This window comes from Paractinoplanes polyasparticus, from assembly GCF_019710575.1.
In the GTDB taxonomy this organism is placed as follows: domain Bacteria; phylum Actinomycetota; class Actinomycetes; order Mycobacteriales; family Micromonosporaceae; genus Actinoplanes; species Actinoplanes polyasparticus.
The window spans coordinates 180,831-207,484 of sequence record NZ_JAHWFK010000034.1; the positions used below are offsets into that span (position 1 = coordinate 180,831).

Below are 26,654 nucleotides of genomic sequence, written 5' to 3' on the forward strand. Positions count from 1 at the left end.
GGCCGATCACTCTTGCATGACGTTGCCGACCGTAGCGAAAGTCGTCAACCCCCGGAAGCGTGAATCCGGGGTTGTGGATAACTTCGGGTTGTCCACAGGGCATCCCCGCAGAGTGACCGCAGCCCATACGATGGGCCCCGCACGAGGACGGATGCGGGCGAGGGGCGGTGTGTCGTGACGGTTGGCGTGGCAGGCGACCGGGATTACCGCGAGCTCTCCGGTCCGGCGAAGCCGTCACTCAAGGTCAACAGCAGACCGCTCCGACGTGGACGGTTGTTCGGCCTGCGGGTCGGTCAGCTGGTCGCCACCCAGGTCGCCGCGGTCGCGATCGCCATCGGCGCCGTCAACGGCCCGATCGGGCTGGTGGCGGGTGGAGTGCTCGCGCTGGCCGTGCTCGCCCTCACGTGGTTCCGGTTGCGTGGCCGCTGGGCGTTCGAGTGGCTGGGGGTCGGTCTGCGCTTCGGCGGCCGGCGCCGTTCCGCCCCGCTCGACACCGGGCCGACGGCGCTGCTCCAGTTCCTCGCGCCCGGCGCGCGGGTCGAGCAGACCGATCTGGCCGGCGACCCGGCGGCCGTCCTCATCGACGCGCACGGCCTCACCGCGGTTCTCGAGCTGGGCGACCCGGCCGGGTTGCTCGCCGAGGCGGCGCCCGACCTCCCTTCGCCGGCCAGCCTGTTGCCGTCGGCCGAGGCCGAGGTGCCACCCGTGCTGATCCAGCTGCTGCTGACCGGCGCGCCGGCGCCCGCGCTGCGGGCCGGGGCGGGCACGCCGGCCAACTCCTACCGTCAGCTCACCGAGGGTCGCCTGCTCGGTCACAGCCGCGCGCTGCTGGCCGTGCGGGTGCTGCGCTCCGAGGGCTGGTCCGAGGACGAGTCGCGGCGCGCGCTCTCCGGCCTGGTGCGAAAGCTGGTGCGCCGGCTCGCCGCGGTGCCCGCCCGGCCGCTGGGCGAGGCGGCCGCGCTGCGGGTCATCGCGGAACTGGCGCATGACGACGGCGCCGGCTCGGCACAAGAGTCGTGGCCCGGCCTGCAGGTCGGCGGGCTGGCCCAGGCCACGTTCCGGCTTCGGCGCTGGCCCGACATGCGGGTCGAGACGTCCCGGCGGCTGGTGTCGCGCATGCTGACCCTGCCGTCGGCCGCCACGACGGTGTCGCTGACCGCCGGTCCGCAGGCGGCTCACGGCCCCATCCCGATCGACGTCACCGTCCGGCTGGCCGCTCCCGATCCAAGCTCTCTCGGCTCGGCGGCCCAGGCGCTCCGCAAGCTGCTGTCGGCCGAGCACGCCGGCGCTCAGCGGCTCGACGGCGAACACGCCCACGGCCTATTCGCGACGCTCCCGCTCGGTGGCCGGCCCAGCGGCATCCCCGGCGTGGCCCTCGACGATGTGCAGCCGGCCGAGCAGTTGGAGGGCCTCCAGCTGCAGGCCGGGCTGTCCGGCCTGATGCTCGGGCGCAACCGGCACGGCAATCCGGTGGTGACCCGGCTCTTCCGGCCCGAGCAGACCCGGGCGCTGGTGGTGGGCGGCGTCCGCTGCGCCCAGTTGATCGCCCTGCGCGCCATGGCCCTGGGCGCCCGAGTGGTCGTGCAGACCGCGCGGCCACAGGCCTGGGAACCGTTTGTACGCGGCGCGGCCGTCCCGGGCGAGTCGATCGCCGTGGTGCCGCCGGGCCGCCCGATCGAGATCGCGCCCGGCTCGGCCCTGCACCCGTTGCTCATAGTGGTCGACATCGGGCCGGTGGGCGCCGACAACCGGGCCGGCGACGGCTGGCAGGCCACCCTGGTCGTCCGCGACGAGTTCTCGGCCGCCGACGTCGACGTGGCGTCCCGGGCCGACCTGTTGATCCTCCAGCCCCTACGGCCCGAGGAGGCCACCCTCGTCGGCGGGGCGCTCGGGCTGGGCGAGGTCGCTCAGTGGATGACCAGGATCCGTCCCGACATGGTCGGCGTGGTCAACCGGCGCGCTGTCCGGTGGGCGGCCCTGGCCCACACTCCAATCGAGGTGCAACTGATCGGGCCGCCGGGCCGCTGACCGGGAAACATTGACGGGATCAGGGAGTGTCGCGGCCGGTCCTTGCATGATCGTGGCACCATTCGGGGCCATGGGCCTCATCATCCGGCTTCTGATCACGGCGTTCTCGTTGTGGCTGGCCACCGTTCTGATCGACGGCATCGAGCTGACGACCGACTCCGTGTCGGAAAAGATCATCACGCTGCTGATCGTCGCGGTCATCTTCGGCGTGATCAACGCGATTCTGCGCCCGATCATCAAGGTCGTGGGGTGCGGGTTCTACGTGCTCACGCTCGGCCTCATCGCGCTCGTCGTCAACGGCGCGCTGTTCCTGCTGACCAGCTGGATCGCCGGCCAGTTCGACCTGCCCTTCCACGTCGACGACTTCTGGCCCAGCGCGGTGCTGGGCGCCCTGCTGGTCGGCGTCGTGAGCTGGCTGCTCAACATGCTCGTCCCCGACGGCGACGACTGACCGTCGGGCCCCGTCGGCGCGAGCGCGGTGACGATCCGGCCGCGCCGGATCCCGGCGCCGGTCAGCGGGCTGGCGCATTGGACTTCGAGCGCGGCCGCTGCGAGCGACCGAGAACCTCGAGGTCGGCACGCGGGATGAACGGAGCTGCCGCCTGCGCGATGGGAAAGGGCTGGCGGCGTGGCTTGGGCAGCGTTTGAATCTGGCGCGTGCTGCACGAACTTCGCGATGACGGATACGAACTGAGCTCCGACCGGGAGCGGATCAACCTTCCCCGGGTGCACCGGTGGATCTCGACCGACGCGTACTGGGCCCTGGGCCGCCCGCTCGAGCAGATGCGGGCGGCTCTGGCTGGATCACAGCCGTACGGGATCTATGAGCGCGGCGGCGGGCAGGTGGCGATCGCGCGGGTTGTCACCGACGGGGCGGTCTTCGCCTATCTGTGCGACGTCTATGTCGACCCGGCGCACCGCGGGCGCGGGCTGGGCGGCTGGCTCGTGAAGCACCTCCGCGACCACTACGCGAGCCTCGGGCTGACGCGCTTCGTGCTGGTCACCAAGGACGCGCATGCCGTGTACGCCCGGCACGGCTTCACCGATGTCGAGCCCGGCATGTGGATGCAATGCGACCTCCGCACCCTAATCAGCGAGCAGGCCGATCCGCCGGCCACCGCCGGCGAGCAGCCCGACCGGCATGGATCGGCCGGCGAGCAGCCTGACCTGCGCGGCGCGGTCGGGGAACGGCGTGGGGCGCGGTCGTGAGGTCAGCCATACGCAAGGACCGGTAGGCCGGGGAGGCCTTACGGTGAGGGCATGAGCGACGAACGACGCGGATATCTCTACGGCCTCGCGGCGTACGTGTTGTGGGGATTCTTCCCGATCTACTTCAAGCATCTTCAGCCCGCGTCGCCGTTCGAGATCCTGGCCCACCGGGTCATCTGGTCGGTCGTGTTCGTCAGTTTGCTGCTCGCGGTCGTCCGTAACTGGCGGTTTCTCCAGCGCCTCGCCCGCAGTCCCAAGCTGCTGGGCGGCCTCGGCCTGGCGGCGGTGCTGATCGCCGTCAACTGGGGCACCTACATCTACGGCGTCAACTCGTCGCGGGTTGTCGAGACGGCGCTCGGCTACTTCATCACCCCGCTGGTCATCGTGCTGCTCGGCGTGACCGTGCAGCGTGAGCGTCTTCGCGTCCTGCAGTGGGTCGCCGTCGGGGTCGGCGCCGTCGCCGTGGTCGTGCTGACCATCGACTACGGGCACCTGCCGTACATCGCCCTGGTGCTGGCGGCCAGCTTCGGCAGCTACAGTCTGGTGAAGAAGCGCATGTCGCTACCGCCGGCCGAGGGCCTCTTCGTCGAGTCGTCCGTGCTGGCGTTGCCCGCGCTCGTCTTCGTCGGCTGGCTCACCGTGTCGGGCGACGCGAAGTTCGGGAACGTGTCGGTCACCCACACCCTGCTCATGATCTTTTCAGGGCTGGCCACCGCGCTGCCGCTGCTGCTGTTCGCGGCCGCGGCCAACCGGGTGCCCATGGTGGGCATCGGCATCCTGCAGTACGTGGCGCCGATCCTCCAGCTCGCCGTCGGGCTGCTCATCTACCACGAGCCGATGCCACCGGCCCGCCTCGCCGGCTTCGCCCTCGTGTGGGTGGCGCTGATCATCTTCACGTTCGACGCCCTGCGCCGCCGCGCCCGTGCCGAGCAGACGGTGGCCGGCCCGACGGCCGCCACCGTCGAACCGGCCACCACCCTGCCACCCCGCTGACCCGGAATCAGAGGATCAGGGGACGTCGTAGGCGAGCAGCGCCTTTCCGTCGAACTGCACCAACTCGAGCCGGGACAGGCTGCCCGGGCCGAAATGGGTGACGGCGGGCATCGTGAACTCCGCGCCGGGCGCCGCTTGCCAGGAGCCGAGCTGTTCCGACTGCTCGTCGGGCCCGTACGCAACCAGGCGGAAGGTGTAGGGACGGGATGCCGCGCTGCTGTAGGAACAGACCAGATCGACCTTGGTGCCACCGGCGGTGCTGGTCAGCCGCACGGAAGCGGTGACCGGCGACGATTTCTGGATCGATGTCATCGCGATGGCAGGGCCGGCCGGCGGTGCGGCCGGGGCGGCGTTGTCGCTGGTCCATGCGAAGAGCCCGACGCCGATCAGCGCCACGAGCACGGCCGCGGCGGCGGTGCTCATCACCCGTACGCTGAAAGCCTTGCGCTTCTTCTTCCGCCGCTTGGCATCGGGGGCCAGCGTGGCCCACTCGCTCGTCGCCCAGTCGCGCAGCGAGGCCCCGGGGTGGCCCTCCCCGCTGGTCAGCGTGGGGTCGAGCAGCTTGGCGAACTCCTTGGCGTCGAGCCGGGACAGCACGTCGGGAAGCGCCGAGATGTCGGCCACCGCCTCTCGGCAGAACGAGCACGTGGCCAGGTGGCTCTCGTACGCCGCACGCTCCGCCGGCGACAAGGCGCCGAGCACATAGGCTCCGTCGTCATGCTCGTGCTCGCAGTGCACCCCGTCACCACCCTCCGCTGATCGCCCGCCTGCAAGGTGTTCTACGGGCGAGGCGAACGAGAGGTTCAACGGAGTCTTAGCCGCCCTCGTCAGACCGGCGGAATCGAGCCTCAGGCCGTGGCCGACTCCCCCGCCGAGAGGGCTTCGGCGACATTGCGGGCGGCGGCGGTCAACTTGGCCCGCACGACCCGGGCCGAGGTGAGCATCTCGGCGGCGGGCAGCGCGCACGCCAGCACGAGCCGCCGCTCGATGTCGCGGTCGGCAGTCACCAGCACCGAAGCGCAGGCCAGACCCTGCCGGAACTGACCCATCTCGAGCTGCATGCCGCGCCTCTCCCCCGCGGCGAGATCGGCCTCGAGCGCCTCGGGGGTGGTGAGCGTGGCCGGCGTGAACTGCCGCATGCCGTAGTCGCGCAGGTAGCGCGCCCGCTGATCGGGGGTGAGCGTCGCCAGCAGGGCCTTGCCGAGCGCCGTGGCGTGGCCGCCCTCGTCGAAGCCGGGCGACATGTCGTCGACGAACGGCGACCGGGCGCCCTCGGCCGACGCGGTGATCGCTATGCGGCCGCCGACGAACCGGCCCAGATAGTGGGTGTAGCCACTGTCGAGCGCGGCGCGCCGCAACGCCTCGCCGACGGCGGGCGGGCCGCGGAAGGCAGAGACCAGCTCGCGGTATCGGTCGGCGATCTCCAGGCCCACGATGTACGTGCCGTCCTCGCGGCGGATCACGTAGCCCTCGTAGGCGAGGGTGCGCACAAGGTGATACGTCGTCGCGACGGTCAATTCGCACCGTCGCGCTATCTGCTTCACGGTGAGTCCGCGGGGCGCCCGGCCAACCGACTCGAGCACGCGCAGGGCACGTGACACGCTCCGAATCAGGTCGGACGGCTCCGCCAGGGGGTCGCGCACTGCTACCTCCGACGCCAGGGACTTACACCATATGAATAATCTTCCTCCGAGGGAATGCCAAAAGCGTGTGGATCACGGTCGATTTACACGACCCGTGTGGTCATTAGCACTCAGCGCGCTCGGATGCATTCTGTCGGCCTAGTCTGCGAGAGATGATCGACTCGCCCCCGGACGCGCCCACCAGCGCCTTACGAGCATCGATCGGCGCACTGACGACGACGATCGCTGTCAGCGTCCCGGTCTTCCTCGTCGGTGGCCTCGCCGTGCAGATCGGCGACGAGCTCCGGTTCTCGCCGGCCGGGCTCGGCCTGGCGGTCTCGGCCTACTTCGGCGCCAGCGCGCTCGCCTCGGTGCCGGCCGGTTACCTGGTCGAGCGGTTCGGCGCGACGCGCGTGTCGCGGGCCGGCATCGCCCTCGCCGTCGCCTCGTTGCTGGGCGTAGCAGCCTTCGCGAATACACTGTGGAGTCTCATCCTGATCCTCGCGCTGGGCGCCGCGGCCAACGCAATGGGGCAGCTGGCGAGCAATACGGCGCTGTCCCGGCACGTGCCGCCGCGGCGGCAGGGTCTCTCCTTCGGCATCAAGCAGGCCGCCATCCCGGTAGCGACGCTGCTGTCCGGCGCGGCCGTTCCCGTGGTCGCGCTGACCTTGGGCTGGCGGTGGGCGTTCGTCTTCGTCGCCGGACTGGCCGCGGCCACGCTCCCACTGGTTCCGAACGAGCCCGCGGCGACCTCGGCGAAGTCGACGAAAACGGCGAAGCGGGCAACCGGGGCGCTCATCGTGATCGGCGTCGGCGCCACCCTGGCCGCAGCGGCGGCGAACGCGCTCGGCACGTTCCTGGTCGACTCGGCCGTCGCTCGCGGTATTTCTCCGGGGCCGGCCGGCTTGGCCCTGACGCTGGGTAGCGCCGTCTGCGTCACGTCCCGCATTCTCGGCGGGTGGCTGGCCGACCGCCGGCCGGACCGGGCCATCACCATGATCTCCGGCCTGCTGCTGACCGGAGCGATCGGGCTGAGCCTGCTCGCCGTGCCCGGCAGCCCGGCGCTCGTGGCCGGCGTGGTGCTGGGCTTCGGTTTCGGCTGGGCCTGGCCGGGCCTGATGAACTTCGCAGTCGTCCGGCTGCACCCGCAGGCCCCCGCCGCCGCCACGTCGATCACCCAGACCGGGGTCTACGCGGGCGGCTGCATCGGGCCGCTCGGCCTGGGCACGCTGGCCACGGCCGCCGGCTATCCGACGATGTGGGTGGTCGCGGCCGTGGCGATGCTGGGCGCGGCCGCGGCAATGCTGCTCGGCAGCCACCTCTTGCGCCGGCACGCGGCCACAGCCTGAGCCGGTCGGCGCCGGTAAAGAGATATCCACAGGTGAGGGCGTACGCGTGCCAGAAGTTGAAGTTGATCTTGCTGGCGCGACCCCTGGGGCCGTGCTGCCCAGACCCATGTGGCATCGTGAAAGCGTGGTGAGCACCGGTGATATGACGCTGTCGTCGCTCGGCCTCGACATCGATCCCGCGGTCGATGCGTCGGTGTCGGCGATGCTGGTCGCTGTGGAGGAGTCGTTGCGGGCCAACGTGGCCAGCGCCGACCCCCTGGTGGCCGAGGCCGCGCGCCATCTCGCCGACGCCGGCGGCAAGCGTTTCCGCCCGATGCTGGTGGCGCTCGGCGCCCAGTTCGGCGACCCGGCCGCGCCCGACATCATCGCCGCCGCCAACGTGGTCGAGCTGACCCACCTGGCCACGCTCTACCACGACGACGTCATGGACGAGGCGCCCAAGCGGCGCGGCGCCCCCAGCGCCAACGCCCGCTGGGGCAACTCGGTGGCGATCCTGGTCGGTGATTACCTGTTCGCCCAGGCGGCCGACCTGGCGGCCTCGCTCGGCCCCGAGGCGGTCCACCTGCAGGCGCGGACGTTCGCGCGGCTGGTGCACGGCCAGATCGCCGAGACGGTGGGTCCGCGCGGCACCGATCCGATCGAGCACTACCTGCACGTCATCACCGAGAAGACGGCCTCGCTGATCGCCACCTCGGCGCGCTTCGGCGGCATGTTCTCGGGTGCTCCGGCCGAGTTCGTCGAGGCCCTGGCGGCGTACGGCGAGACGATCGGCATCGCGTTCCAGCTCTCCGACGACCTGCTCGATATCGCCTCCGAGTCGGTGCAGTCGGGCAAGACTCCCGGCACCGACCTTCGCGAGGGCGTCCCGACGCTGCCGGTGCTCTATGCACTGGCCGGCGACGACACCGACGCGTCGGCCGTGCGGCTGCGTGAGCTGCTGGCCGGCGGCCCGATCACCGACGACGGCCTGCACGCCGAGGCGCTGACGCTGCTGCGCGAATCGGCCGCGATGAAGAAGGCCCGCGAGACCGTCCGCTCCTACGCGGAGGAGGCGCGGTCCGCGCTCGCCCCGCTGCCCCAGGGTGACGCCAGGAGCGCGCTCGAGGGCCTCTGCGACTTCATCGCCGACCGTACGAGCTGAGCCGACCCCGCACGCCGAGCCAGCCCCGCACAAGCTGAGCCAGCCGCGCACAAAGCTGAGCCAGCCCCGCACGCCGAGCCAGCCCCGCACAAGCTGAACCAGCACCGTACGCCGAGCCGGCCTCGCACAAGCTGAACCAGCCCCGTATGCCGAGCGGGCGTCATAAGAAACGCTGCCGCAGCACAAAGAGCCGGTGCGCACGCCGGACCGGGACGGCGCGCGAGCCGATGCCGGAGCGAGGCTTGGCCGATCGCGCCGGCCCACAGAAAGGGCCCCGGCACCATCGCCGAGGCCCTTACGCACAGCTGAAATCAGCGGACGAACTGCGCCGCGTCTCTCGTCAGGTCGATCAGCGGGGCCGGCACGACGCCCAGGGCGATCGTGGCGACCACCCCGATGACCAGTGCGGCCGAAGTCAGGAAGCCCGGGATCGACACCGTCGGCGTCGACTCGTTGGGCTCCGACAGCCACAGCAGCACGACCACCCGCAGGTACGGGAAGGCCAGCAGCATGCTGGTGATCACGCCGAACACGACGAGCCAGGTCTGGCCCCCCTCGATGGCCGCTCCGAAGACCGCGAACTTGGCCGTGAAACCGCTGGTCAGCGGGATACCGGCGAACGCCAGCAGGATGAACGTGAAGGCGGCCGCGACCAGCGGGCTCTTGCGCCCCAGACCGGCCCACCGGGCGAGGTGGGTGGCCTCACCGTCGGCGTCCCGCACCAGGGTCACGATGCCGAAGGCGGCGAGGACCGAGAAGCCGTACGCCACCAGGTAGAACATCGTGCTGCTGAGGCCGTTCTCGTTGAGCGCGAGCACACCGACCAGCAGATAGCCGGCGTTGGCGACCGACGAGTAGGCCAGCAGGCGCTTCATGTCGGTCTGCGTGATCGCGAGGATCGCGCCGACCAGCATGGTGAGCACCGCGATCGTGCCCAGGACAGGCTGGAAGTCCCAGCGCACCCCGTCGAAGGCCACGTAGAGCACCCGCAGCAGCGCACCGAACGCGGCGACCTTGGTGCAGGCCGCCATCAGCGCGGTGACCGGCGTCGGCGCGCCCTGGTAGACGTCCGGCGTCCACACGTGGAACGGGGCCAGCGCCGCCTTGAACAGCAGACCGATCGCGATCAGGGCCAGGCCGCCGTAGAGCAGCACCTGGCTGCGCTGCGGGTCGGCCACCGCCGCGTGCACCTGGGCCAGCGCGACGCCGCCCGAGAAGCCGTACATGAGGGCCACGCCGAACAGGAAGAACGCCGACGCGTACGAGCCGAGCAGGAAGTACTTGAGCGCGGCCTCCTGGCTGAGCAGGCGACGCCGGCGGGCGAGCGCGCACAGCAGGTACAGCGGCAGCGAGAAGACCTCGAGCGCGATGAACATGGTGAGCAGGTCGTTCGCGGCGACGAAGAGCAGCATGCCGCCGAGCGCGAAGATGGTGAGCGGGTAGACCTCGGTGGCACCGGACTGGTCGCCCGCCTGCTTGAGGTCCTTCTGCGAGCCCACGGTGATCGCGGCCTGCGAGACGAACGGGCCGCCCCGCTCGATCGAGCGCTCGCCGATCAACATCAGCGACACCAGACCGAGGGCCAGGATCGCGCCCTGCAAAAACAGCGTGGGCCCGTCGACCGCGACCGCGCCGCCGATCGTGATCTTGCGGGTGTCGTGCTGAGCGATCACCGCGATGAACGACGCCGTGACCGCCAGGAACGCCAGCGTCAGCTGGATCACGTGCCGCAACCGGCGGGGCGTGAACACCTCGAGCAGGATGCCGACGCACGCCGCCCCGAAGAGGATCAGCATCGGCAGCAGCGCGCCGTAGTCGATGCCGGGTAGTTTCAGGTCCTCCATGGCTAGCGCGCCACCCTTTCGTTAGCGACGACCGCCGTCGGTCCCGGATCCTGCACCCCGACGTCCTGCATGGTCGCCTCGACCGCGGGGTTGATCACATCGGTGACCGGCTTGGGATAGAAGCCGAGCAGGATGATGAGCAGGATCAACGGGGCTACCACGAACTTCTCGCGGAGCGTGATGTCCTTGCGCATCTCCGGCACCTCGGCGAGGGCCGGATTGAGCTCGCCCTGCGTGGTGCGCTGCACCATCCAGAGCACGTAGGCGGCGGCCAGGATGATGCCGGTCGTGGCCACCACCGCATACGCCGGGTGCACCGTGAACGTGCCGATCAGCACCAGGAACTCGCTGATGAACGGGGCCGTGCCGGGCAGCGCCAGCGAGGCCAGACCGGCGAAGAAGAACACCCCGGCCAGCACCGGGACGAGCTTGCCGGCGCCGCCGAAGTCGCTGATCAGGTTGGAGCCGCGGCGGGCGACGAACATGCCGACCACGATGAACAGCAGACCGGTCGCCAGGCCGTGGTTGACCATGTAGAGCACCGAGCCCGTGCCGGCCTGGGTGGTGAAGGCGAAGATGCCGATGCCGATGAAGCCGAAGTGGGCGATCGACGTGTACGACACCAGGCGCTTCAGATCGTTCTGGCCGACCGCCAGCAGCGCGGCGTAGATGATGCCGATCACGCCGAGCACCAGCGCCGCCGGCGCGAACCAGCGGGACGCCTCCGGGAAGAGCGAGAGGCAGTAGCGCAGGATTCCGAACGTGCCCACCTTGTCCATCACGCCGACGAGCAGCGCGGCGGCGCCGGCCGGGGCCGCACCACCGGCATCCGGCAACCAGGTGTGGAACGGGAAGAACGGGGCCTTGATCGCGAACGCCACGAAGAAGCCGAGGAACAGCCAGCGGGCCGTGTTCTGGTCGATCGACGTGGCCGCCTCGGCGAGCTTGCCGAAGTCGAACGTGTTACCGCCGACCACCCACAGCCCGATGACCGCGGCCAGCATGAACAGACCGCCGACCAGGCTGTAGAGGAAGAACTTGACCGCCGCGTACTGGCGTCGCTGCCCGCCGAACGACCCGATGATGAAGTACATCGGGATCAGCATGACCTCGAAGAATACGTAGAACAGGAAGATGTCGGCGGCCGCGAAGACGCCGATCATCGTGAACTCGAAGGCCAGCAGCAGCGAGAAGTAGATCGGGGCCGAGCGGTTGCTCTTCTCGACGTCGTGCCACGAGGCCAGGATCACGACCGGGAACAGGATCGCGATCAGCATCAGCATGACGAGCGCGATGCCGTCGGCCGCGAAGGTGAACCGGGCGTCCCAGGACGGGATCCAGGCGTACGACTCGCGGAACTGGAAGCGGTCGCCGCCCACGTTGAAGGCGATCCACATGAAGATGCTCAGCACGAGCACGACCAGCGACCATCCGAACGCGATGGTCTTGGCCAGCTCGGCCTTCTGCCGCGGAACGAGCGCCACGACGACTGCGCCGACGAGCGGCAGCAACGTCAGAATGGACAAAAACGGAAAGTCGTTCACGCCAACCACCCAAGCTGGATCGCGAGGAAGGCGCCGACGACAAGAACGGCACCGGTGAGCATCGAGAGGGCATACGACCGTACGAAGCCGGTCTGCAGCCTGCGGAGCCGGCCGGACGTGCCGCCGATGCCGGCCGCGATGCCGTTGACCAGCCCGTCGACACCCCTGTTGTCGAGGAAGACCAGCGCCCGGGTGAGGTAGATGCCGGGTCGCTCGAACACCGCCTCGTTGATCGCGTCGGTGTAGAGGTTGCGGCGGGCCGCGGTCACCACGACACCGGCCGGCTGCTCCTGCAGGGCCGTCCCGTTGCGGAACAGCGCCCAGGCCAGACCCGCGCCGAGCACGGTCACCACCAGGCTGAGGATGGTGATCAGCGAGTGCGACAGGACCGCCTCGTGGTGAGCCTCCTCCGCGCCGAAGACCGGCTCGAGCCAGCCGGGCACCGAGGTGGACATCAGCCAGCCGGCGCCGATCGAGCCGAGGGCCAGCAACACCAGGGGCACGGTCATGATGTACGGCGACTCGTGCGGATGCTTGTTGTCCTCGGTGTACCGCTCGGGCCCGTGGAAGGTCAGCACGAACAGCCGCGTCATGTAGAAGGCGGTGAGGCCCGCGCCGAGCAGCGCCGCCATGCCGTACAACCAGGAGGTCCAGTCGCCGCGCTCGAACGCCGCCGCGATGATCGGCTCCTTCGAGAAGTAGCCGGACAGCGGCGGGATGCCGATGATCGCGAGCCAGCCCATCATGAAGGTGAGCCAGGTCCACTTCATGTATTTGCGCAGGCCGCCGAAGCGCCGGATGTCGACCTGGTCGTGCATGCCGTGCATGACCGAGCCGGCGCCGAGGAACATGTTGGCCTTGAAGAAGCCGTGCGCCAGCAGGTGGATGATCGCCAGCGCGTACGCCCCGCCGCCGAGCCCGACGCCGAGGAACATGTAGCCGATCTGGCTCACGGTGGACCAGGCCAGCACCCGCTTGATGTCGTCCTTGGCCGCGCCGATGATGCAGCCCATCAGCAGCGTGAGCGCGCCCACGCTGACCACGACCGTCTGCAGCACCGTGTTGGCGGTGAAGATGGCGTTGGAACGGGCGATCAGATAGACGCCCGCGGTGACCATCGTCGCCGCGTGGATGAGGGCCGAGACCGGGGTCGGGCCCTCCATGGCGTCGGGCAACCAGGCGTGCAGCGGGAACTGACCGGACTTGCCGGCCGCGCCGAGCAGCAGCAGCAGGCCCAGGACCAGCACCGTGGTCGACGACAGGGCGCTGACGTTGCCGAAGACCTCGTCGTACTGGGTGGTGCCGAGCGTCGCGAACATGACGAAGATGCCGATGGCCAGGCCGGCGTCGCCGACCCGGTTCATCAGGAACGCCTTCTTGCCCGCGGTCGCCGCCGAGGGCCGCGTGTACCAGAACGAGATCAGCAGGTAGGACGCGAGACCGACGCCCTCCCAGCCGAAGTAGAGCATCACGTAGTTGTTGCCGAGGACGAGCAACAACATGGCCGCGACGAAGAGGTTGAAGTAGCCGAAGAACTTACGCCGGCCCGGGTCGTGCTCCATGTAGCCGACCGCGTACAGGTGGATCAGCGAGCCGACGCCCGTGATCAGCAGGACGAAGACGCCGGCCAGCGGGTCGAACAGCAGCCCGAAGTCGACGTGCAGGTTCCCGACGGCGATGAAGTCCCACATGCTCAGCTGGGCCGACCGCGCTTCCGCGTCGAGCCCGCGCAGGTTGAGGAAGAAGACCAACCCGAGTACGAAGGAGGCCGCCACCGCAAGGACGCCCAGCCAGTGCCCCCACTTGTCGGCCCGCTTGCCGAGCAGCAGCAGGATAGCGGCGCTGGCCAGCGGAATGGCTACGAGCAGCCAGATCCCGCTGAGCACCCCCGACGCGGGGGCGTACTCCACTGTCTGTTCCACGTGAAGGCCCCTTTAGTACTTCAGAAGGTTCGCGTCGTCGACGCTCGCCGAGCGCCGCGTACGGAAGATCGACATGATGATCGCGAGACCCACCACGACCTCGGCGGCCGCGACGACCATCACGAAGAACGAGATGATCTGGCCGTCCAGGGTGCCGTTGATGCGGCTGAAGGTCACCAGCGCGAGGTTCGCGGCGTTGAGCATGAGCTCGATGCACATGAAGAGCACGATGGCGTTGCGGCGAACGAGCACCCCGGCGGCGCCGATGGTGAACAGGATCGCCGCAAGCACCAGGTAGTAGTCGGGGGTCATTTGTCGGTTCCCTTCGGAGCCGCCTCATCCGCCGTGAGCTCACGGATGGGCAGGATCGGGGAGATGCTGCGCTCGGAGCCGTTCCCGTCGGGCAGCCGCGCGGGCGCGGCGACCGACATGGTGTTGGCGTAGACGCCCGGGCCGGGCTTGGCGCCCGGGTAGTTGCCCGGCCGGAACCGCTGCTTCATCCGGGTCGCCTGGCCGACGATGTCGGCCTTGTCGCGCTCGACGTGAGCCATGATCATCGCGCCCACGGCCGCCGTGATCAGCAGCGCCGACGTGATCTCGAAGGCGAACACGTACCGGGTGAACAGCAGCGAGGCGAGCCCCTCCACGTTGCCGTTGGCGTTCGCGTCGGTCAGCCCGACCGCGGTGGTGTCGCCGAGCGAACGGGCCAGGCCCGTGCCGACCAGGGCCGCGAAGCCGACGCCGAGCAGCACAGCGGCCACCCGCTGGCCGCGCAGCGTCTCGATCAGGGAGTCCGAGGCGTCCCGGCCGACCAGCATGAGCACGAAGAGGAACAACATCATGATCGCGCCGGTGTAGACGATGATCTGCACCGCGCCCAGGAACGGCGCCGCGTTGACCACGTAGAGGAAGCCCAGGCAGAGCATCGTCACCACGAGCCAGAGCGCGGAGTGGACCGCGTTACGGGCCAGCACCATGCCGAGCGCGCCGATGACGGCGATGGAGCCGAGGATCCAGAAGGCGACCGCTTCGCCGGTGGACACATGGTCCATCACACGGCCTCCTTCGCGGACTGGCCGGGGCGGCGCAACGTGCCCGCGGTCTCGGGCCGGGCGTCGGCGTCGACGGCGGTGGCCGCGTCCTCGGTGCCCGACTCCGACCACGGCGCCCGCTCGGCGCCGACCGACGTGCCCGGGTTGTCGAGCGCGCCGAGGTAGTAGTCCTTGTCGGTGCCGCCCAGGCGCATCGGGTGCGGCGGCTGCTCCATGCCGGGCAGCAGCGGGGCCAGCAGTTCCTTCTTCGTGAAGATCAGGTCTTGCCGGCTGTCGCGGGCCAGCTCGTACTCATTGCTCATGGTGAGCGAGCGGGTCGGGCAGGCCTCGATGCAGAGCCCGCAGAAGATGCAGCGGGCGTAGTTGATCTGGTAGATGCCGGCGTAGCGCTCACCGGGCGAGTAACGCTCCTCGTCGGTGTTGTTGGCGCCCTCGACATAGATCGCGTCGGCCGGGCAGGCCCAGGCGCACAGCTCGCAGCCGATGCACTTCTCCAGGCCGTCCGGGTGCCGGTTGAGGATGTGCCGGCCGTGATAGCGCGGGGCCGGCGTCGGCGGTGTGAACGGGTAGTCGGTCGTGACGACCTTGCGGAACATGTGCGCGAAGGTCACCCCGAAGCCCTTGAACGAGCCGGTGAACGTACCCACGTCACACCTCCTTGTTTTCTTCGGGGGGCAGGGCGGAGTCGCCGCCGACCGTGGCGGGAGTCCGTTCGGCCACCGCGCGGCGGGCACGTGGGCTGGGTGGAACCTGGAGATCCATCGGCGGCACGGGGAAGCTTCCCGGTGGTCGGGCGGCCAGCTCTTCCTCGATCGACAGCTGTCGTGGCTTGCGCGCGGCCGGCCAGAGCATGGCGACCAGCAGGATCACGACCACGATGCCGACGATCGAGAACCACTTGGCCTGCTGCGAGAGCTCGTTGTTGGCGATCTTGACGTAGCTCAGGAAGAGGATCCACACCAGGTTGACCGGGATGAGGACCTTCCAGCCGAAGCGCATGAACTGGTCGTAGCGCATGCGAGGCAGCGTGGCCCGCAGCCAGATGAAACCGAACAGCAGCAGGAGCACCTTGCCGAAGAACCAGATCAGCGGGAAGTAGCTCGAGTTCGCGCCCTCCCACCACCCGGTGATCGGCCACGGCGCCCGCCAGCCGCCGAGGAACAGCGTGGTCGCGAAGGCCGAGACGGTGATCATGTTGATGTACTCGGCCAGGAAGAACAGCGCGAACTTGAACGACGAGTACTCGGTGTGGAAGCCGCCGACCAGCTCGGACTCCGCCTCGGGCAGGTCGAACGGGGCGCGGTTGGTCTCACCGACGGCCGCGATGCAGTAGATGATGAAGCTGGGCAGCAGCAGCACCGCGTACCAGCTCGGCGTGGTCACTTCCCAGCCGAAGAGGCTGACCGGGTTGCCGTGGGCCTGGGCGGCCACGATCTGCGAGGTGCTCATCGAGCCGGCCGTCATGAAGACCGCCACGATCGACAGACCCATCGCGACCTCGTACGAGATCATCTGCGCACTCGACCGCAGACCACCCAGCAGGGGGTAGGTCGAACCGGACGCCCAGCCCGCGAGCACCACGCCGTAGACGGCCATCGACGAGCACGCCAGCAGCACGAGCACCGAGACCGGCACGTCGGTGAGCTGCAGGGCGGTCTGCTGGCCGAACATGTTGACCACGCCGCCGAACGGGATCACCGAGAACGCCGTGAAGGCGACCGTCGCCGAGATCACCGGGGCGATGAAGTAGACGACCTTGTCGGCCGTCTTCGGGATGATCTCTTCCTTGAACGGCAGCTTCACGCCGTCGGTGAGGCTCTGCAGGATGCCCCAGGGCCCGACCTGGTTGGGCCCGGGCCGCACCGCCATCCGGGCCACGACCTTGCGCTCGTAGACGATCGTGAAGAGCGTCAGCAGGAGCAGCAGTACGAAGACGCCGAGCAACTTGATGAGCGAGATCCACCAGATGTCGTTCTCGAACGTCTGCAGCGTCGGGTCCACGGCGTGGGCCGCGAGAATCGACGTGTTCATGCGGTGACCTCCGACGAGGCGAGGACCGGGCCAGGCCGGCCGGCAGTGAGCCGGACGACCGCACCCGCGGTGACGCCGAGGCTGCGACCGATGGTCGAGCCGGGCGAGTTGGTGGGCAGCCACACCACGTGCGGCGGCAGCTCGCGGGTGACCTCGGCCGGCAGAGTGATCGCGCCGCGGTCGGTGGCGACGGTGACCGCGTCACCGTCGATCACGCCGAGCCCCGCGGCCAGGGCCCTGCTGATCCGGACCACCGGCGGCCGAGCGGTGCCGGCCAGCACGTCGTCGCCCTCGAGCAGCGAACCCTGGTCGATCGCCTGACGCCAGGTGGCCAGCACTGCCTCGTGCTCGCCGGTGCCGGGCAGCGCCGTCGCGGCGACCGCGGGGGCCACCGAGCGCGCCGAGCGGGTCGGCGGCATCGTGCCGAGCTCGCGGCGGATAGCCATCACATCGCCGGTGCCCAAAGAGATGCCTTTAGTCGTTTCTTGGGCAGCGGCGGGGTGGTTGGAAGGGATGAGGGCGGCGATCGCCTCGAGCACCCGGCCGTCGGTCATCGCCGTGGTCGGCAGCACCGTCTCGAAGGACCGCAGCCGGCCCTCCCAGTTGAGGTAGGTGCCGGACTTCTCAGCCGCCGGGGCGACCGGGAGGACGACGTCGGCGCGCCGGGTGACCGCGCTGTGCCGCAGCTCGAGGCTGACCACGAATCCGGCCGCGTCGAGCGCCTGCTCGGCCAGCCGCGGGTCGGCCAGGTCGGACGGGTCGACACCGGCGACCAGCAGGCCGCCGAGCTGACCGGCCGCCGCAGCCGCGACGATGGCGTCCGTGTCCCGGCCCGGAGCGGTGGGCAGCTTGCCCGCCTCGGTGTCCCAGGCCAGCGAGATCTCGGCCCGGGCGGCGGGGTCGCTGACCGGACGTCCGCCCGGCAGGAGGTTGGGCAGGCAGCCGGCGTCGATCGCGCCGCGGTCGCCGGCCCGGCGGGGCACCCACGCGAGGCGGGCGCCGGTGCGGGCCCCGAGCGCGGCCGCCGCCGAGAGAGCACCGGGCACCGTGGCCAGGCGCTCGCCGACGATCAGCAGGGCGCCGGGCGCGGCGAGTGCGGCGGCGACCGCCGGGTCGCCGGCCAGCAGCCGGGCCTCGTCGCCGGGCGTTGCCGGCACCAGAGCCGCGCCGAGCTTCTCGAAACCGCGCGACAGGAACGGCGCTACGGCCGTGACCTGCAGCTTCTTGCGGGTGTGACCCTTGCGCAGGCGCAGGAAGAGGATCGGGCACTCGTCCTCGGGCTCGAGCCCGACGATGACTGCCGAGGGCGCGTTCTCGACGTCCTCGTACGTGACGTCGGAGACCCCGGCGACCGAGGCAGCCAGGAAGTCGGCCTCCTCGGCGCTGAGCGGGCGGGCCCGGAAGTCGATGTCGTTCGTGCCGAGGGCGAGCCGGGCGAACTTCGCGTACGCGTACGCGTCCTCCACCGTGAGCCGCCCGCCGGCCAGCACCCCGACGCCGCCGTTGCCCCGCGCCGCCGTGAGACCCTCGGCCGCGGCCAGCAGGGCCTCGCTCCAGGACGCCTCGCGCAGCTCACCGGTGCGGGCGTCGCGCAGCAGCGGCGTCATGATCCGGTCGTCGGCGGTCTGGTACTGGAAGCCCCAGCGGCCCTTGTCGCAGTTCCACTCCTCGTTCACCGCCGGGTCGTCGCCGGCGAGCCGGCGCAACACCTTGCCCCGGCGGTGGTCGGCCCGCATCGAGCACCCCGCGGCGCAGTGCTCGCAGGCGGTCGGCGTCGAGACGAGGTCGAACGGGCGGGCCCGGAACCGGTACTGCTCGCCGGTGAGCGCGCCCACCGGGCAGATCTGGATCGTGTTGCCCGAGAAGTACGAGTTGAAGGGGACGTCGCCCTCGCCGTCGCCGGCCTGGCCGTCGCCCGTGCCTTCCCCGCCGAAGAAGTCGTCGCGGTAGACGTTGATCTGCTCGCCGGACGAGCGGTCCATCAGGTCGATGAACTTGTCGCCCGCGATCTCCTCGGAGAACCGGGTACAGCGCTGGCACAGGATGCACCGCTCACGGTCGAGCAGCACCTGGCTGGAGATGTGGATCGGCTTCTCGTACTCGCGCTTGTGCTCCTTGAAGCGCGAGTCGGCCCGCCCGTTGGTCATCGCCTGGTTCTGCAATGGGCACTCGCCGCCCTTGTCGCAGGTCGGGCAGTCCAGCGGGTGGTTGGCGAGCAGCAACTCCATCACGCCGCCCTGCGCCTTGGCCGCCACCTCGGAGGTGAGCTGGGTCTTGACCACCATGCCCTCGGCCACCGTCTGGGTGCACGAGGCGACCGGCTTGCGCTGGCCCTCGATGTCGACCAGGCACTGACGGCAAGCGCCGGCCGGGGCGAGCAGCGGGTGGTCGCAGAACCGGGGGATCGCGATGCCCATCCGCTCGGCGACGCGGATGACCAGCTCGCCCTTTTCGGCGGTGACCTCGATCCCGTCGATGGTGAGCGTGACGGTATCGGTCTTCTTGGCCACGTCGGTCATGTCAGTGCGCTCCAACCAGGGCCTTGGCGGACAAGCGCGGCGCTGTCCGGCCCTCGATGTAGTCCAGGTAGTCCTGGCGGAAGAACTTCAGGGTCGACATGACCGGCGTCGCGGCGCCGTCGCCCAGGCCGCAGAACGAGCGGCCGAAGATGTTGTCGGCCGTGTCCTGCAGGGTGTCCAGGTCGGCGTACGTGCCCTCGCCGGACAGGATCCGGCGGTAGGTCCGCACCATCCAGTAGTTGCCCTCGCGGCACGGGGTGCACTTGCCGCACGACTCGTGGTGGTAGAACTCGAGCCACCGCCAGGTCGCGTAGACCGGGCAGTCCTGGTCGCTGAAGATCTGCATCGCCGTGGTGCCCAGGATCGAGCCCGCCGCGGCGACGCCCTCGAAGTCCATCGCGGTGTCGATGTGCTCGGCCGTGAGCAGCGGCGTCGACGAGCCGCCCGGGGTCCAGAACTTCAGGTTGTGGCCGGGCTTCATGCCGCCGGCCAGCTCGATGAGCTCCCGCAGCGTGATGCCGAGGCCACATTCGTACTGGCCCGGGTTGGCGATGCGGCCGGAGAGCGAATAGATCATCGGGCCGGACGACTTCTCCGTGCCCATGCTCTTCCACCAGTCGGCCCCGCCGAGCACGATGTACGGCACCGAGGCGATCGTGCCGACGTTGTTGACCACCGTGGGGCTGGCGTAGAGGCCCGCGATGGCCGGGAACGGCGGCCGCAGCCGGGGCTGGCCGCGGAAGCCCTCGAGCGAGTCGAGCAGCGCCGTCTCCTCGCCGCAGATGTAGGCGCCGGCGCCGCTGTGCACCACGAGTTCGAGGTCGAACCCCGAGCCCAGGATGTTCTTGCCCAGGTAGCCCTTGGCCTTGGCCTCGGCGACCGCGTTGCGCAGCCGGCGGGCCGCGTGGACGGCCTCGCCGCGGATGTAGATGAACGCCCGGTTCGCGCGGATCGCGTACGAGGCGATGATCGCCCCTTCGATCAGCGAGTGCGGGTCGTACGTCATCAGGGGCAGGTCCTTGCAGGTGCCCGGCTCACCCTCGTCCGCGTTGATCACGAGGTAGTGCGGCTTGCCGTCGCCCTGCGGGATGAAGCCCCACTTGAGACCGGTCGGGAAGCCGGCGCCGCCGCGGCCGCGCAGCCCCGAGTCCTTGATCAGCTGGATGAGGTCGTCGGGGTGGACGTCCAAGGCCTTGCGGAGAGCCGCGTAGCCGTCGAGCCGCTCGTAGACGTCCATCTTCCAGGCGTCCGGCGACAGCCAGCGCTTGGTGAGAACGGGGGTCAGCTTCTGGAGAACCTCACGCCGGGGCTGAGTCATTTCTCCTCCTTCTCGCCGCGGGGCACGTTCTGCCATCCCGGGTTGGGGTCCGTGCCGGCGGGCTTCCGCTTGGCCGCCTCCTGGCTGACGATGCTTTCGCCGCGCTCCGTGTCGCCGGCCGGCTTGCCGTCGCCCGCCGGGGCGTTACTGGCGGCACCGGCCGCCTCGGCCGCGTTCGTCGGCACGGGCTTCTTCTCGTCGGCCGTCCCGGTCTTGTCGGGCGTGCTCGCGTCGGGGTTGCGCTGCTCCGCCGTACGGGTCTGGGGATCCTTGACGTCGCCGGCCCGGGTCGTCTTCCCGGCGTGCCCGGAAGCGACGCTGCTGACGGCGCCCTTGACCTTGTCGACGACCGTGGCGACCTTGCCGCGGTTCTCTTCCCGCGGCGAGGGCTTGGTCTTCGTGATCGGGGTGTCCGGGTTGAAGTCGGCCACCGCGACGCCGTGCTCCTGGGCCAGCGTCACGCCGCGCAGCGTGGGCGCCCCGGCCGGGCCGTCGGCCACCGCACCGTCGCGGATGTCGGCGAAACCGGCCAGCTGGAGCTGCATGTCCTTGAGCGAGCAGATGCGCGCGCCGCGGGTCGGCGTGGGCCGCTCGCCGTTGCGCAGCTGGTCGACCAGGCCGATCGCCGTCTCGGGGGTGGCCTGGTCGACGGCGAAGTCGTAGTTGACCGTCACCACCGGCGCGTAGTCGCAGGCGGCCAGGCACTCGGCGTGCTCCAGCGTGATGCGGCCGTCGGCCGTGGTCTCGTCGTGCCCGACACCGAGGTGCTCGGACAGCTCGTCGTAGACCTCCTGGCCGCCCAGCACGTTGCACAGCGTGTTGGTGCACACGCTGACCAGGTATTCGCCGGTCGGCCGCCGCTTGTACATCGTGTAGAACGTCGCGACGGCGCCGACCTGGGCCTTGTTGATCCCCAGCACCTCGGCGCAGAAGGCCACGCCGTTCGGGCTGACGTGCCCCTCCTCGGTCTGCACGAGGTGCAGCAGCGGCAGCAGCGCCGAACGGCTGCGGCCCTCCGGGTAGCGGGCGATGATCTCGAGGGCTGCGGGCAGCAGCTCCTCGGCCAGGGCAGCGGCGGCCGGGGAGAATTCGATAGTGGAGTCGGACATTTAGCGGTCACACCCACCCATCACGGGGTCCAGGGACGCTCCGCCGGCGATCACGTCGGCCAGCAGCGCGCCTTCGGCCATCGCGGGGATGGCCTGGAGGTTCACAAAGCTCGGGTCCCGCATGTGGACCCGGTAGGGATGGGTGCCACCGTCGGAGACGGCGTGCACGCCCAGCTCACCCCGCGGGTGCTCGATCGAGACGTAGACCTGTCCCGGCGGCACTCGGAAGCCCTCGGTGACGAGCTTGAAGTGGTGGATGAGCGACTCCATCGACTGGCCCATGATCTTGGCCACGTGCTCGAGCGAGTTGCCCATGCCGTCCAGGCCGACGGCCAGCTGCGCGGGCCAGGCGATCTTCTTGTCGCTGATGAAGATCGGGCCCGGCCGGAGCCGGTCGAGCGCCTGCTCAACGATCTTGAGCGACTCCCGGATCTCGGCCAGGCGCACCTGGTAGCGGCCCCAGACGTCGGCCGTGGTGGCGGTCGGCACGTCGAACTCGTAGTTCTCGTACCCGCAGTACGGCATCGTCTTGCGCAGGTCCCAGGCGAGGCCCGCGGAGCGCAGCACCGGGCCGGTGACACCCATCGCCAGGCAGCCCGTGACGTCGAGGATCGCCACGCCCTGGGTGCGCTCCTGCCAGATGACCTGGCCGGAGAGCATGTCCTCGTATTCCTTGAGCTTCTTGGGCAGGTAGACGAGGAAGTCCCTGATCTTCTTGATCGCCGAGTCGGGGATGTCCTGCGCGACGCCGCCCGGGCGGAAGTACGCGTGGTTCATCCGCAGGCCGGTGGTCTCCTCGAAGATGTCGAGGATGTACTCACGCTCACGGAAGCCGTAGAGCATCATCGAGATCGCGCCGAGCTCCATGCCCGTGGTGGCCAGCCACACCAGGTGTGACGAGATCCGGTTGAGCTCCATGAAGAGCACCCGGATCGTGTTGGCCCGCTCGGTGATGTCGTCGGTGATGCCGAGCAGCTTCTCGACCGCGAGGCAGTAACCGGCCTCGTTGAACAGCGGCGCGAGGTAGTCGGCGCGCGTCACGAAGGTGGTGCCCTGCGTCCAGTTGCGGTATTCGAGGTTCTTCTCGATGCCGGTGTGGAGGTAGCCGACAACGGGACGGACCTCCTGGACCGTCTCGCCCTCGAGCTCGAGCACCAGCCGCAGCACGCCGTGCGTGGACGGGTGCTGCGGACCCATGTTGACGACGATCTTCTCGTTGCTCAGCGGGTCGACACTGCCCGTGACCGTGTCCCAGTCGCCGCCGGTGACCGTGAAGACGCGGCCCTCGGTGGTCTCTCGTTCGCTTGCGTATCCGGACTGTGTCATTGGTAGACCCTCCGCTGGTCAGGAGGCGGAATCTCGGCGCCCTTGTACTCGACGGGCACGCCGCCGAGCGGGTAATCCTTGCGCTGCGGGAAGCCTTCCCAGTCGTCCGGCATCAGCACCCGGGTCAGGTTCGGGTGGCCGGTGAAGACCACCCCGAACATGTCGTACGTCTCCCGCTCCTGCCAGTCGGCGGTCGGGTAGACGCTGGTGACACTGGGGAGGCTGCCGCCGGCCGGGATGGCCGCCTCGAGGCGTACCCGGCGGCGGTAGGTCATCGAGGTCAGGTGGTAGATCACGTGCAGCCGGCGGGCGTCGCTGTTCAGGTAGTCCACGCCGGACACCGAGGAGCACAGCTCGAAGCGCAGCGCCTCGTCGTCCCGCATGATCTGGGCGACCTCGAGGACCCGCTCGGGCTTGATGTGGAGGGTCAGCTCGCCGCGGTCGACGACGACCTTCTCGATGGCGTCGGCGAAACCGGGGTACGCCTCCTCGAGCGCATCGGTGACCTCGTCGAAGTACCCGCCGTAGGGCTTGGCGGTGCCGACGATCTCGGGGTGCCGGCGGACCAGGCCGCCGAAGCCGGAGACGTCGCCGGTGCCGGTGATGCCGAACATGCCCTTACGCGGGCTCGACGGCACCTGGGCCGGCGCGTTGACGTCGGCGCCGACCGGGTCGGCGCTGACCGGCACACCACCGGTGCTGGACTCGTTCGGTTCGATGGTCACTTGCCCTCCCGGAGGTGGGGCTGGAGTTTCATCCAGTTCTCGATGCGCAGCTGTTCCTCGCGGCCTTCCTTGACCGCCTGGGTCCATTCCGCGCGCCGGGTCTTGTCGACCCGGTACGACGACGGCATCGCGCCCGGCGCCACGATCGGCAGCTTGCCCTCGGCCCGGCGTGCCTCGAGCATCTTCTTGCCGTTCGGGCCGAGCGGCGCCGCCATGACCTTCTCGCGCATCTTGAGGATGGCGTCGATCAGCATCTCGGGCCGCGGCGGGCAGCCGGGCAGGTAGATGTCGACCGGGACGATGTGGTCGACGCCCTGCACGATGGCGTAGTTGTTGAACATGCCGCCGGACGAGGCGCACACGCCCATCGAGATCACCGAGCGCGGCTCGGGCATCTGGTCGTAGATCTGGCGGACGACGGGGGCCATCTTCTGGCTCACCCGGCCCGCGACGATCATCAGGTCGGCCTGACGGGGCGAGGCCCGGAAGACCTCCATGCCCCACCGGCCGAGGTCGTAGTGCGGGCCGCCGGCGGCCATCATTTCGATGGCACAGCAGGCCAGGCCGAAGGTCGCGCCCCAGAACGAGGACTTACGGGCCCAGTTCGAGACCTTCTCGACGGAGGTGAGCAGGATTCCGGCAGGGAGTTTCTCTTCGATACCCATGACGCATCAGTCCCAGTTCAGTCCGCCACGCCGCCACACGTACGTGTAGGCGATGAAGACGGTGACGATGAAGAGAACCATCTCGACGAATCCGAAGAGGCCGAGCGCTCCGAAGGAGACGGCCCACGGGTACAGGAAGATGGTCTCGATGTCGAAGATGATGAAGAGCATCGCGGTCAGATAGAACTTGACCGGAAAGCGCCCGCCGCCCACGGGCTGCGGCGCCGGTTCGATCCCGCACTCGTACGCGTCGAGTTTGGCGCGGTTGTAGCGGTGCGGGCCGACGATCGGGGCGATCGACACCGAGAACAACGCGAAGAGCGCGCCGAGGATCAGTAACCCGACGATCGGGACGTAGGGGTTGACCGTCATGATCTCTCCTGCTCGACTTTCCGAACGGTTTTCCTTCTGTGTTCCGCTGCGGTCGTACTCAGCTGTTGCACACTATTAGTCCGTTTTGACCGAGATTCGTGCGGGGTGCTCATACTGCCGGGGCGACCTTCGTCAGCCCGTTGATCACGCGGTCCATCGCGTCGCCGCCGCGCGGGTCGGTCAGATTGGCCAGCAGTTTCAGAACGAACCGCATCAGTGTCGGATGCGGCATGCCATGTTTGGTGGCGATCCGCATGATTTGAGGGTTCCCGATCAACTTCACGAACACGCCACCGAGCCGGTAATAACCGCCGAACCGCAGGCTGAGTTCCGTGGGATAGGCCCGCAGCGCACGCTCGCGGTCGGCGCCGGCCGGGCGGGCGAGCGCCTGAACCGCGACCTCGGCCGCCAGCTCGCCGCTCTCCATCGCGTACGCGATGCCCTCGCCGTTCATCGGGTTGACCATGCCGCCGGAGTCGCCGACCAGCATCATGCCGCGGGTGTAGTGCGGAACCCGGTTGAAGCCCATCGGCAGGGCGGCGCCCAGGATCGGGCCGTCCGCGTTGGCCTCGTCGCGCAGTCCCCAGTCGGCCGGGGTTCCGGCCAGCCAGTCGGTGAGCATCGCGCGGTAGTTGGTCTTGCCGAACGCGCTCGAGCTGTTGAGGATGCCCAGGCCCACGTTGACCCGGCCGTCGCCCAAGCCGAAGATCCAGCCGTAGCCGGGGAGCAGGCGGTCGCGGTCGGTCGAGCTGCGCAGCTCGAGCCAGGACTCGAGGTAGTCGTCGTCGGCCCGGACCGGCGACTGGTAGTAGCGCCGGACGGCCACGCCGAGCGGGCGGTCGTCGCGCTTGGCCAGGCCCATCGCGATCGGGAGCTTGCCCGAGACGCCGTCGGCCGCGATGACCAGCGGAGCCCGGAACTGCACGAGCTCCTTGCCCGGGCCGCTCTTGGCCTCGACACCGATCGCCCGGCCGTCCTCGTCGAGCACCGGACCGGTCACGTTCACGCCGGTACGCAGGATGGCACCGGCCTCGACGGCCCGGTTCGCGAGCATGTCGTCAAAATCCAGGCGGGTGCGCACCAGGCCGTAGCTGGGGAAGCTGGCCAGGTCGGGCCAGTCGAGTTCGAGGCGTACGCCGCCACCGATCACCCGCAGGCCCTTGTTCTGCAGCCAGCCGGCCTTCTCGGAGGTGTCGATGCCCATGCGCACGAGCTGGCGGACGGCGCGCGGGGTCAACCCGTCGCCGCAGACCTTTTCGCGCGGGAACTCGGTCTTTTCCAGCAGCAGGACTCTGAGTCCGTGCCGCGCCAGGTGATAGGCCGCCGCTGAGCCGCCCGGACCGGCTCCGACGACGATGACATCAGCCTCGTCGGCGATGAGTCCGGATGGTACTTGGTTGCGCACGCCACACCTCCGTCTCGCAGCGGCTCGTGAAACAGTTCACAAGCGGCCCAAGTCGGAGTCTAGGACGGCCATCGACGGTCGTTCCGGTAAGGGAACCCTAACTGTTTCGGCCGGGTGAATTGCCCTGTGTGAGAACTCTGTCGGCTGCGGTACGGGCATCGCCGTCCAGAAAGTCCCGGAAGTTGCCCTCCATGGCCTTGTCGAGGGCCACGATCAGGTTGTCGACCAGCTCCTGGGCCAGGTCAGGGTCCTGCGCGGCGACCAGGCGGAGGCGGGTGGCGAGCTCCATGCCGCGGCGCTCGCCGGCTTCGCTCTCGTCGATCGCGATGTCGATGTCGGTGTCTTCGAGGTGCCCGAACGTCGTCATGAAACCGAGCCAAACAGCGTTCGGCGCGTTTCGGGGCCAAAGCCCGTTTTTACCCTCTTTAGGCGGTCGCGGCCCGTGCATCGCGCTTCAGGCCTTGGCGGCCTGGTACAGCG

The 26,654-nt window shown here is 69.5% G+C and carries 24 protein-coding genes; 6 read left to right on the forward strand and 18 right to left on the reverse strand.

Features of this window, described 5'->3' with window-relative positions; all coding sequences use genetic code 11:
- Positions 1–174: 174 nt before the first annotated feature.
- The 4 genes from eccE (at position 175) to rarD (ending at position 4,230) form a co-directional block, all read left to right on the forward strand.
- On the forward strand, positions 175–2,028 hold the full coding sequence (gene eccE, locus KXC43_RS31355; RefSeq protein ID WP_221379793.1) for a type VII secretion protein EccE: 1,854 nt from the start codon (positions 175–177) through the stop codon (positions 2,026–2,028).
- A 70-nt stretch (positions 2,029–2,098) separates the two neighbouring features.
- On the forward strand, positions 2,099–2,479 hold the full coding sequence (locus KXC43_RS31360; RefSeq protein ID WP_221379794.1) for a phage holin family protein: 381 nt from the start codon (positions 2,099–2,101) through the stop codon (positions 2,477–2,479).
- A 206-nt stretch (positions 2,480–2,685) separates the two neighbouring features.
- Positions 2,686–3,237: a GNAT family N-acetyltransferase gene (locus tag KXC43_RS31365; protein WP_221379795.1), complete on the forward strand. Its 552-nt coding sequence runs from the start codon at positions 2,686–2,688 to the stop codon at positions 3,235–3,237.
- Between the two features lie 51 nt (positions 3,238–3,288).
- Positions 3,289–4,230, forward strand: coding sequence for an EamA family transporter RarD (gene rarD, locus KXC43_RS31370; protein ID WP_221379796.1), 942 nt, complete (start codon positions 3,289–3,291; stop codon positions 4,228–4,230).
- A gap of 15 nt (positions 4,231–4,245) precedes the next feature.
- Here the strand turns inward: rarD and KXC43_RS31375 are convergent, their stop codons facing one another.
- The gene (locus tag KXC43_RS31375; protein WP_308129342.1) at positions 4,246–4,932 is read right to left on the reverse strand and encodes an anti-sigma factor family protein; all 687 of its coding nucleotides are present in this window, start codon (positions 4,930–4,932) and stop codon (positions 4,246–4,248) included.
- Between the two features lie 146 nt (positions 4,933–5,078).
- Positions 5,079–5,873 (reverse strand): IclR family transcriptional regulator, encoded by a 795-nt coding sequence (locus tag KXC43_RS31380; RefSeq protein WP_221379798.1) that lies wholly within the window; start codon positions 5,871–5,873, stop codon positions 5,079–5,081.
- A gap of 152 nt (positions 5,874–6,025) precedes the next feature.
- On the opposite strand from KXC43_RS31380, the gene KXC43_RS31385 reads away from it, so the two are divergent.
- A complete protein-coding gene (locus KXC43_RS31385) occupies positions 6,026–7,201 on the forward strand; it encodes an MFS transporter (RefSeq protein ID WP_221379799.1) in 1,176 nt (391 codons plus the stop codon).
- A 106-nt stretch (positions 7,202–7,307) separates the two neighbouring features.
- On the forward strand, positions 7,308–8,342 hold the full coding sequence (locus KXC43_RS31390; RefSeq protein WP_221379800.1) for a polyprenyl synthetase family protein: 1,035 nt from the start codon (positions 7,308–7,310) through the stop codon (positions 8,340–8,342).
- A 311-nt stretch (positions 8,343–8,653) separates the two neighbouring features.
- Here the strand turns inward: KXC43_RS31390 and nuoN are convergent, their stop codons facing one another.
- From nuoN to KXC43_RS31470, 16 genes are all read right to left on the reverse strand, one after another.
- The gene (nuoN, locus tag KXC43_RS31395) at positions 8,654–10,186 is read right to left on the reverse strand and encodes an NADH-quinone oxidoreductase subunit NuoN (RefSeq protein ID WP_221379801.1); all 1,533 of its coding nucleotides are present in this window, start codon (positions 10,184–10,186) and stop codon (positions 8,654–8,656) included.
- A gap of 2 nt (positions 10,187–10,188) precedes the next feature.
- Positions 10,189–11,730: an NADH-quinone oxidoreductase subunit M gene (locus KXC43_RS31400; RefSeq protein WP_221379802.1), complete on the reverse strand. Its 1,542-nt coding sequence runs from the start codon at positions 11,728–11,730 to the stop codon at positions 10,189–10,191.
- Entirely contained in the window at positions 11,727–13,652 is a 1,926-nt protein-coding gene (nuoL, locus tag KXC43_RS31405; RefSeq protein WP_221379803.1) for an NADH-quinone oxidoreductase subunit L, read from the reverse strand. The genes KXC43_RS31400 and nuoL overlap by 4 nt, the downstream gene beginning before the upstream one ends.
- Before the next feature lie 12 nt (positions 13,653–13,664).
- Positions 13,665–13,964 (reverse strand): NADH-quinone oxidoreductase subunit NuoK, encoded by a 300-nt coding sequence (gene nuoK / locus KXC43_RS31410; protein ID WP_023357573.1) that lies wholly within the window; start codon positions 13,962–13,964, stop codon positions 13,665–13,667.
- Positions 13,961–14,704: an NADH-quinone oxidoreductase subunit J gene (locus KXC43_RS31415; RefSeq protein WP_221379804.1), complete on the reverse strand. Its 744-nt coding sequence runs from the start codon at positions 14,702–14,704 to the stop codon at positions 13,961–13,963. The genes nuoK and KXC43_RS31415 overlap by 4 nt, the downstream gene beginning before the upstream one ends.
- A complete protein-coding gene (gene nuoI / locus KXC43_RS31420) occupies positions 14,704–15,351 on the reverse strand; it encodes an NADH-quinone oxidoreductase subunit NuoI (RefSeq protein WP_221379805.1) in 648 nt (215 codons plus the stop codon). The genes KXC43_RS31415 and nuoI overlap by 1 nt, the downstream gene beginning before the upstream one ends.
- Before the next feature lies 1 nt (position 15,352).
- A complete protein-coding gene (gene nuoH / locus KXC43_RS31425; protein WP_221379806.1) occupies positions 15,353–16,735 on the reverse strand; it encodes an NADH-quinone oxidoreductase subunit NuoH in 1,383 nt (460 codons plus the stop codon).
- Positions 16,732–19,254 carry an NADH-quinone oxidoreductase subunit G gene (locus KXC43_RS31430; protein WP_221379807.1) on the reverse strand — a complete coding sequence of 841 codons (2,523 nt, stop codon included), beginning with the start codon at positions 19,252–19,254 and terminating at the stop codon, positions 16,732–16,734. The genes nuoH and KXC43_RS31430 overlap by 4 nt, the downstream gene beginning before the upstream one ends.
- 1 nt (position 19,255) lies before the next feature.
- Positions 19,256–20,572, reverse strand: a complete 1,317-nt coding sequence (nuoF, locus tag KXC43_RS31435; RefSeq protein ID WP_221379808.1) for an NADH-quinone oxidoreductase subunit NuoF — start codon at positions 20,570–20,572, stop codon at positions 19,256–19,258.
- Entirely contained in the window at positions 20,569–21,681 is a 1,113-nt protein-coding gene (nuoE, locus tag KXC43_RS31440) for an NADH-quinone oxidoreductase subunit NuoE (protein WP_221379809.1), read from the reverse strand. The genes nuoF and nuoE overlap by 4 nt, the downstream gene beginning before the upstream one ends.
- Positions 21,682–23,007: an NADH-quinone oxidoreductase subunit D gene (locus KXC43_RS31445; RefSeq protein ID WP_221379810.1), complete on the reverse strand. Its 1,326-nt coding sequence runs from the start codon at positions 23,005–23,007 to the stop codon at positions 21,682–21,684. It abuts the gene before it with no gap.
- Positions 23,004–23,732 (reverse strand): NADH-quinone oxidoreductase subunit C, encoded by a 729-nt coding sequence (locus tag KXC43_RS31450; RefSeq protein WP_438870926.1) that lies wholly within the window; start codon positions 23,730–23,732, stop codon positions 23,004–23,006. Before KXC43_RS31450 ends, KXC43_RS31445 begins: the two co-directional genes overlap by 4 nt.
- Positions 23,729–24,397, reverse strand: coding sequence for a NuoB/complex I 20 kDa subunit family protein (locus KXC43_RS31455; RefSeq protein ID WP_221379812.1), 669 nt, complete (start codon positions 24,395–24,397; stop codon positions 23,729–23,731). Before KXC43_RS31455 ends, KXC43_RS31450 begins: the two co-directional genes overlap by 4 nt.
- A 6-nt stretch (positions 24,398–24,403) precedes the next feature.
- On the reverse strand, positions 24,404–24,769 hold the full coding sequence (locus KXC43_RS31460; protein ID WP_221379813.1) for an NADH-quinone oxidoreductase subunit A: 366 nt from the start codon (positions 24,767–24,769) through the stop codon (positions 24,404–24,406).
- 109 nt (positions 24,770–24,878) lie between these two features.
- The gene (locus tag KXC43_RS31465; protein ID WP_221379814.1) at positions 24,879–26,174 is read right to left on the reverse strand and encodes a geranylgeranyl reductase family protein; all 1,296 of its coding nucleotides are present in this window, start codon (positions 26,172–26,174) and stop codon (positions 24,879–24,881) included.
- Between the two features lie 97 nt (positions 26,175–26,271).
- Positions 26,272–26,541 carry a death domain-containing protein gene (locus tag KXC43_RS31470; protein ID WP_221379815.1) on the reverse strand — a complete coding sequence of 90 codons (270 nt, stop codon included), beginning with the start codon at positions 26,539–26,541 and terminating at the stop codon, positions 26,272–26,274.
- Between the last annotated feature and the right edge of the window lie 113 nt (positions 26,542–26,654).

Coding starts and splice junctions, on each gene's coding strand:
- nuoE (WP_221379809.1), bottom strand. CDS start 21,681: ATGTCCGACTCCACTATCGAATTCTCCCCGGCCGCCGCTGCCCTGGCC.
- nuoH (WP_221379806.1), bottom strand. CDS start 16,735: ATGAACACGTCGATTCTCGCGGCCCACGCCGTGGACCCGACGCTGCAG.
- KXC43_RS31460 (WP_221379813.1), bottom strand. CDS start 24,769: ATGACGGTCAACCCCTACGTCCCGATCGTCGGGTTACTGATCCTCGGC.
- KXC43_RS31470 (WP_221379815.1), bottom strand. CDS start 26,541: ATGACGACGTTCGGGCACCTCGAAGACACCGACATCGACATCGCGATC.
- rarD (WP_221379796.1), top strand. CDS start 3,289: ATGAGCGACGAACGACGCGGATATCTCTACGGCCTCGCGGCGTACGTG.
- KXC43_RS31455 (WP_221379812.1), bottom strand. CDS start 24,397: ATGGGTATCGAAGAGAAACTCCCTGCCGGAATCCTGCTCACCTCCGTC.
- nuoF (WP_221379808.1), bottom strand. CDS start 20,572: ATGACTCAGCCCCGGCGTGAGGTTCTCCAGAAGCTGACCCCCGTTCTC.
- KXC43_RS31360 (WP_221379794.1), top strand. CDS start 2,099: ATGGGCCTCATCATCCGGCTTCTGATCACGGCGTTCTCGTTGTGGCTG.
- KXC43_RS31415 (WP_221379804.1), bottom strand. CDS start 14,704: ATGGACCATGTGTCCACCGGCGAAGCGGTCGCCTTCTGGATCCTCGGC.
- KXC43_RS31445 (WP_221379810.1), bottom strand. CDS start 23,007: ATGACACAGTCCGGATACGCAAGCGAACGAGAGACCACCGAGGGCCGC.
- nuoN (WP_221379801.1), bottom strand. CDS start 10,186: ATGGAGGACCTGAAACTACCCGGCATCGACTACGGCGCGCTGCTGCCG.
- KXC43_RS31430 (WP_221379807.1), bottom strand. CDS start 19,254: ATGACCGACGTGGCCAAGAAGACCGATACCGTCACGCTCACCATCGAC.
- KXC43_RS31385 (WP_221379799.1), top strand. CDS start 6,026: ATGATCGACTCGCCCCCGGACGCGCCCACCAGCGCCTTACGAGCATCG.
- KXC43_RS31390 (WP_221379800.1), top strand. CDS start 7,308: ATGTGGCATCGTGAAAGCGTGGTGAGCACCGGTGATATGACGCTGTCG.
- nuoK (WP_023357573.1), bottom strand. CDS start 13,964: ATGACCCCCGACTACTACCTGGTGCTTGCGGCGATCCTGTTCACCATC.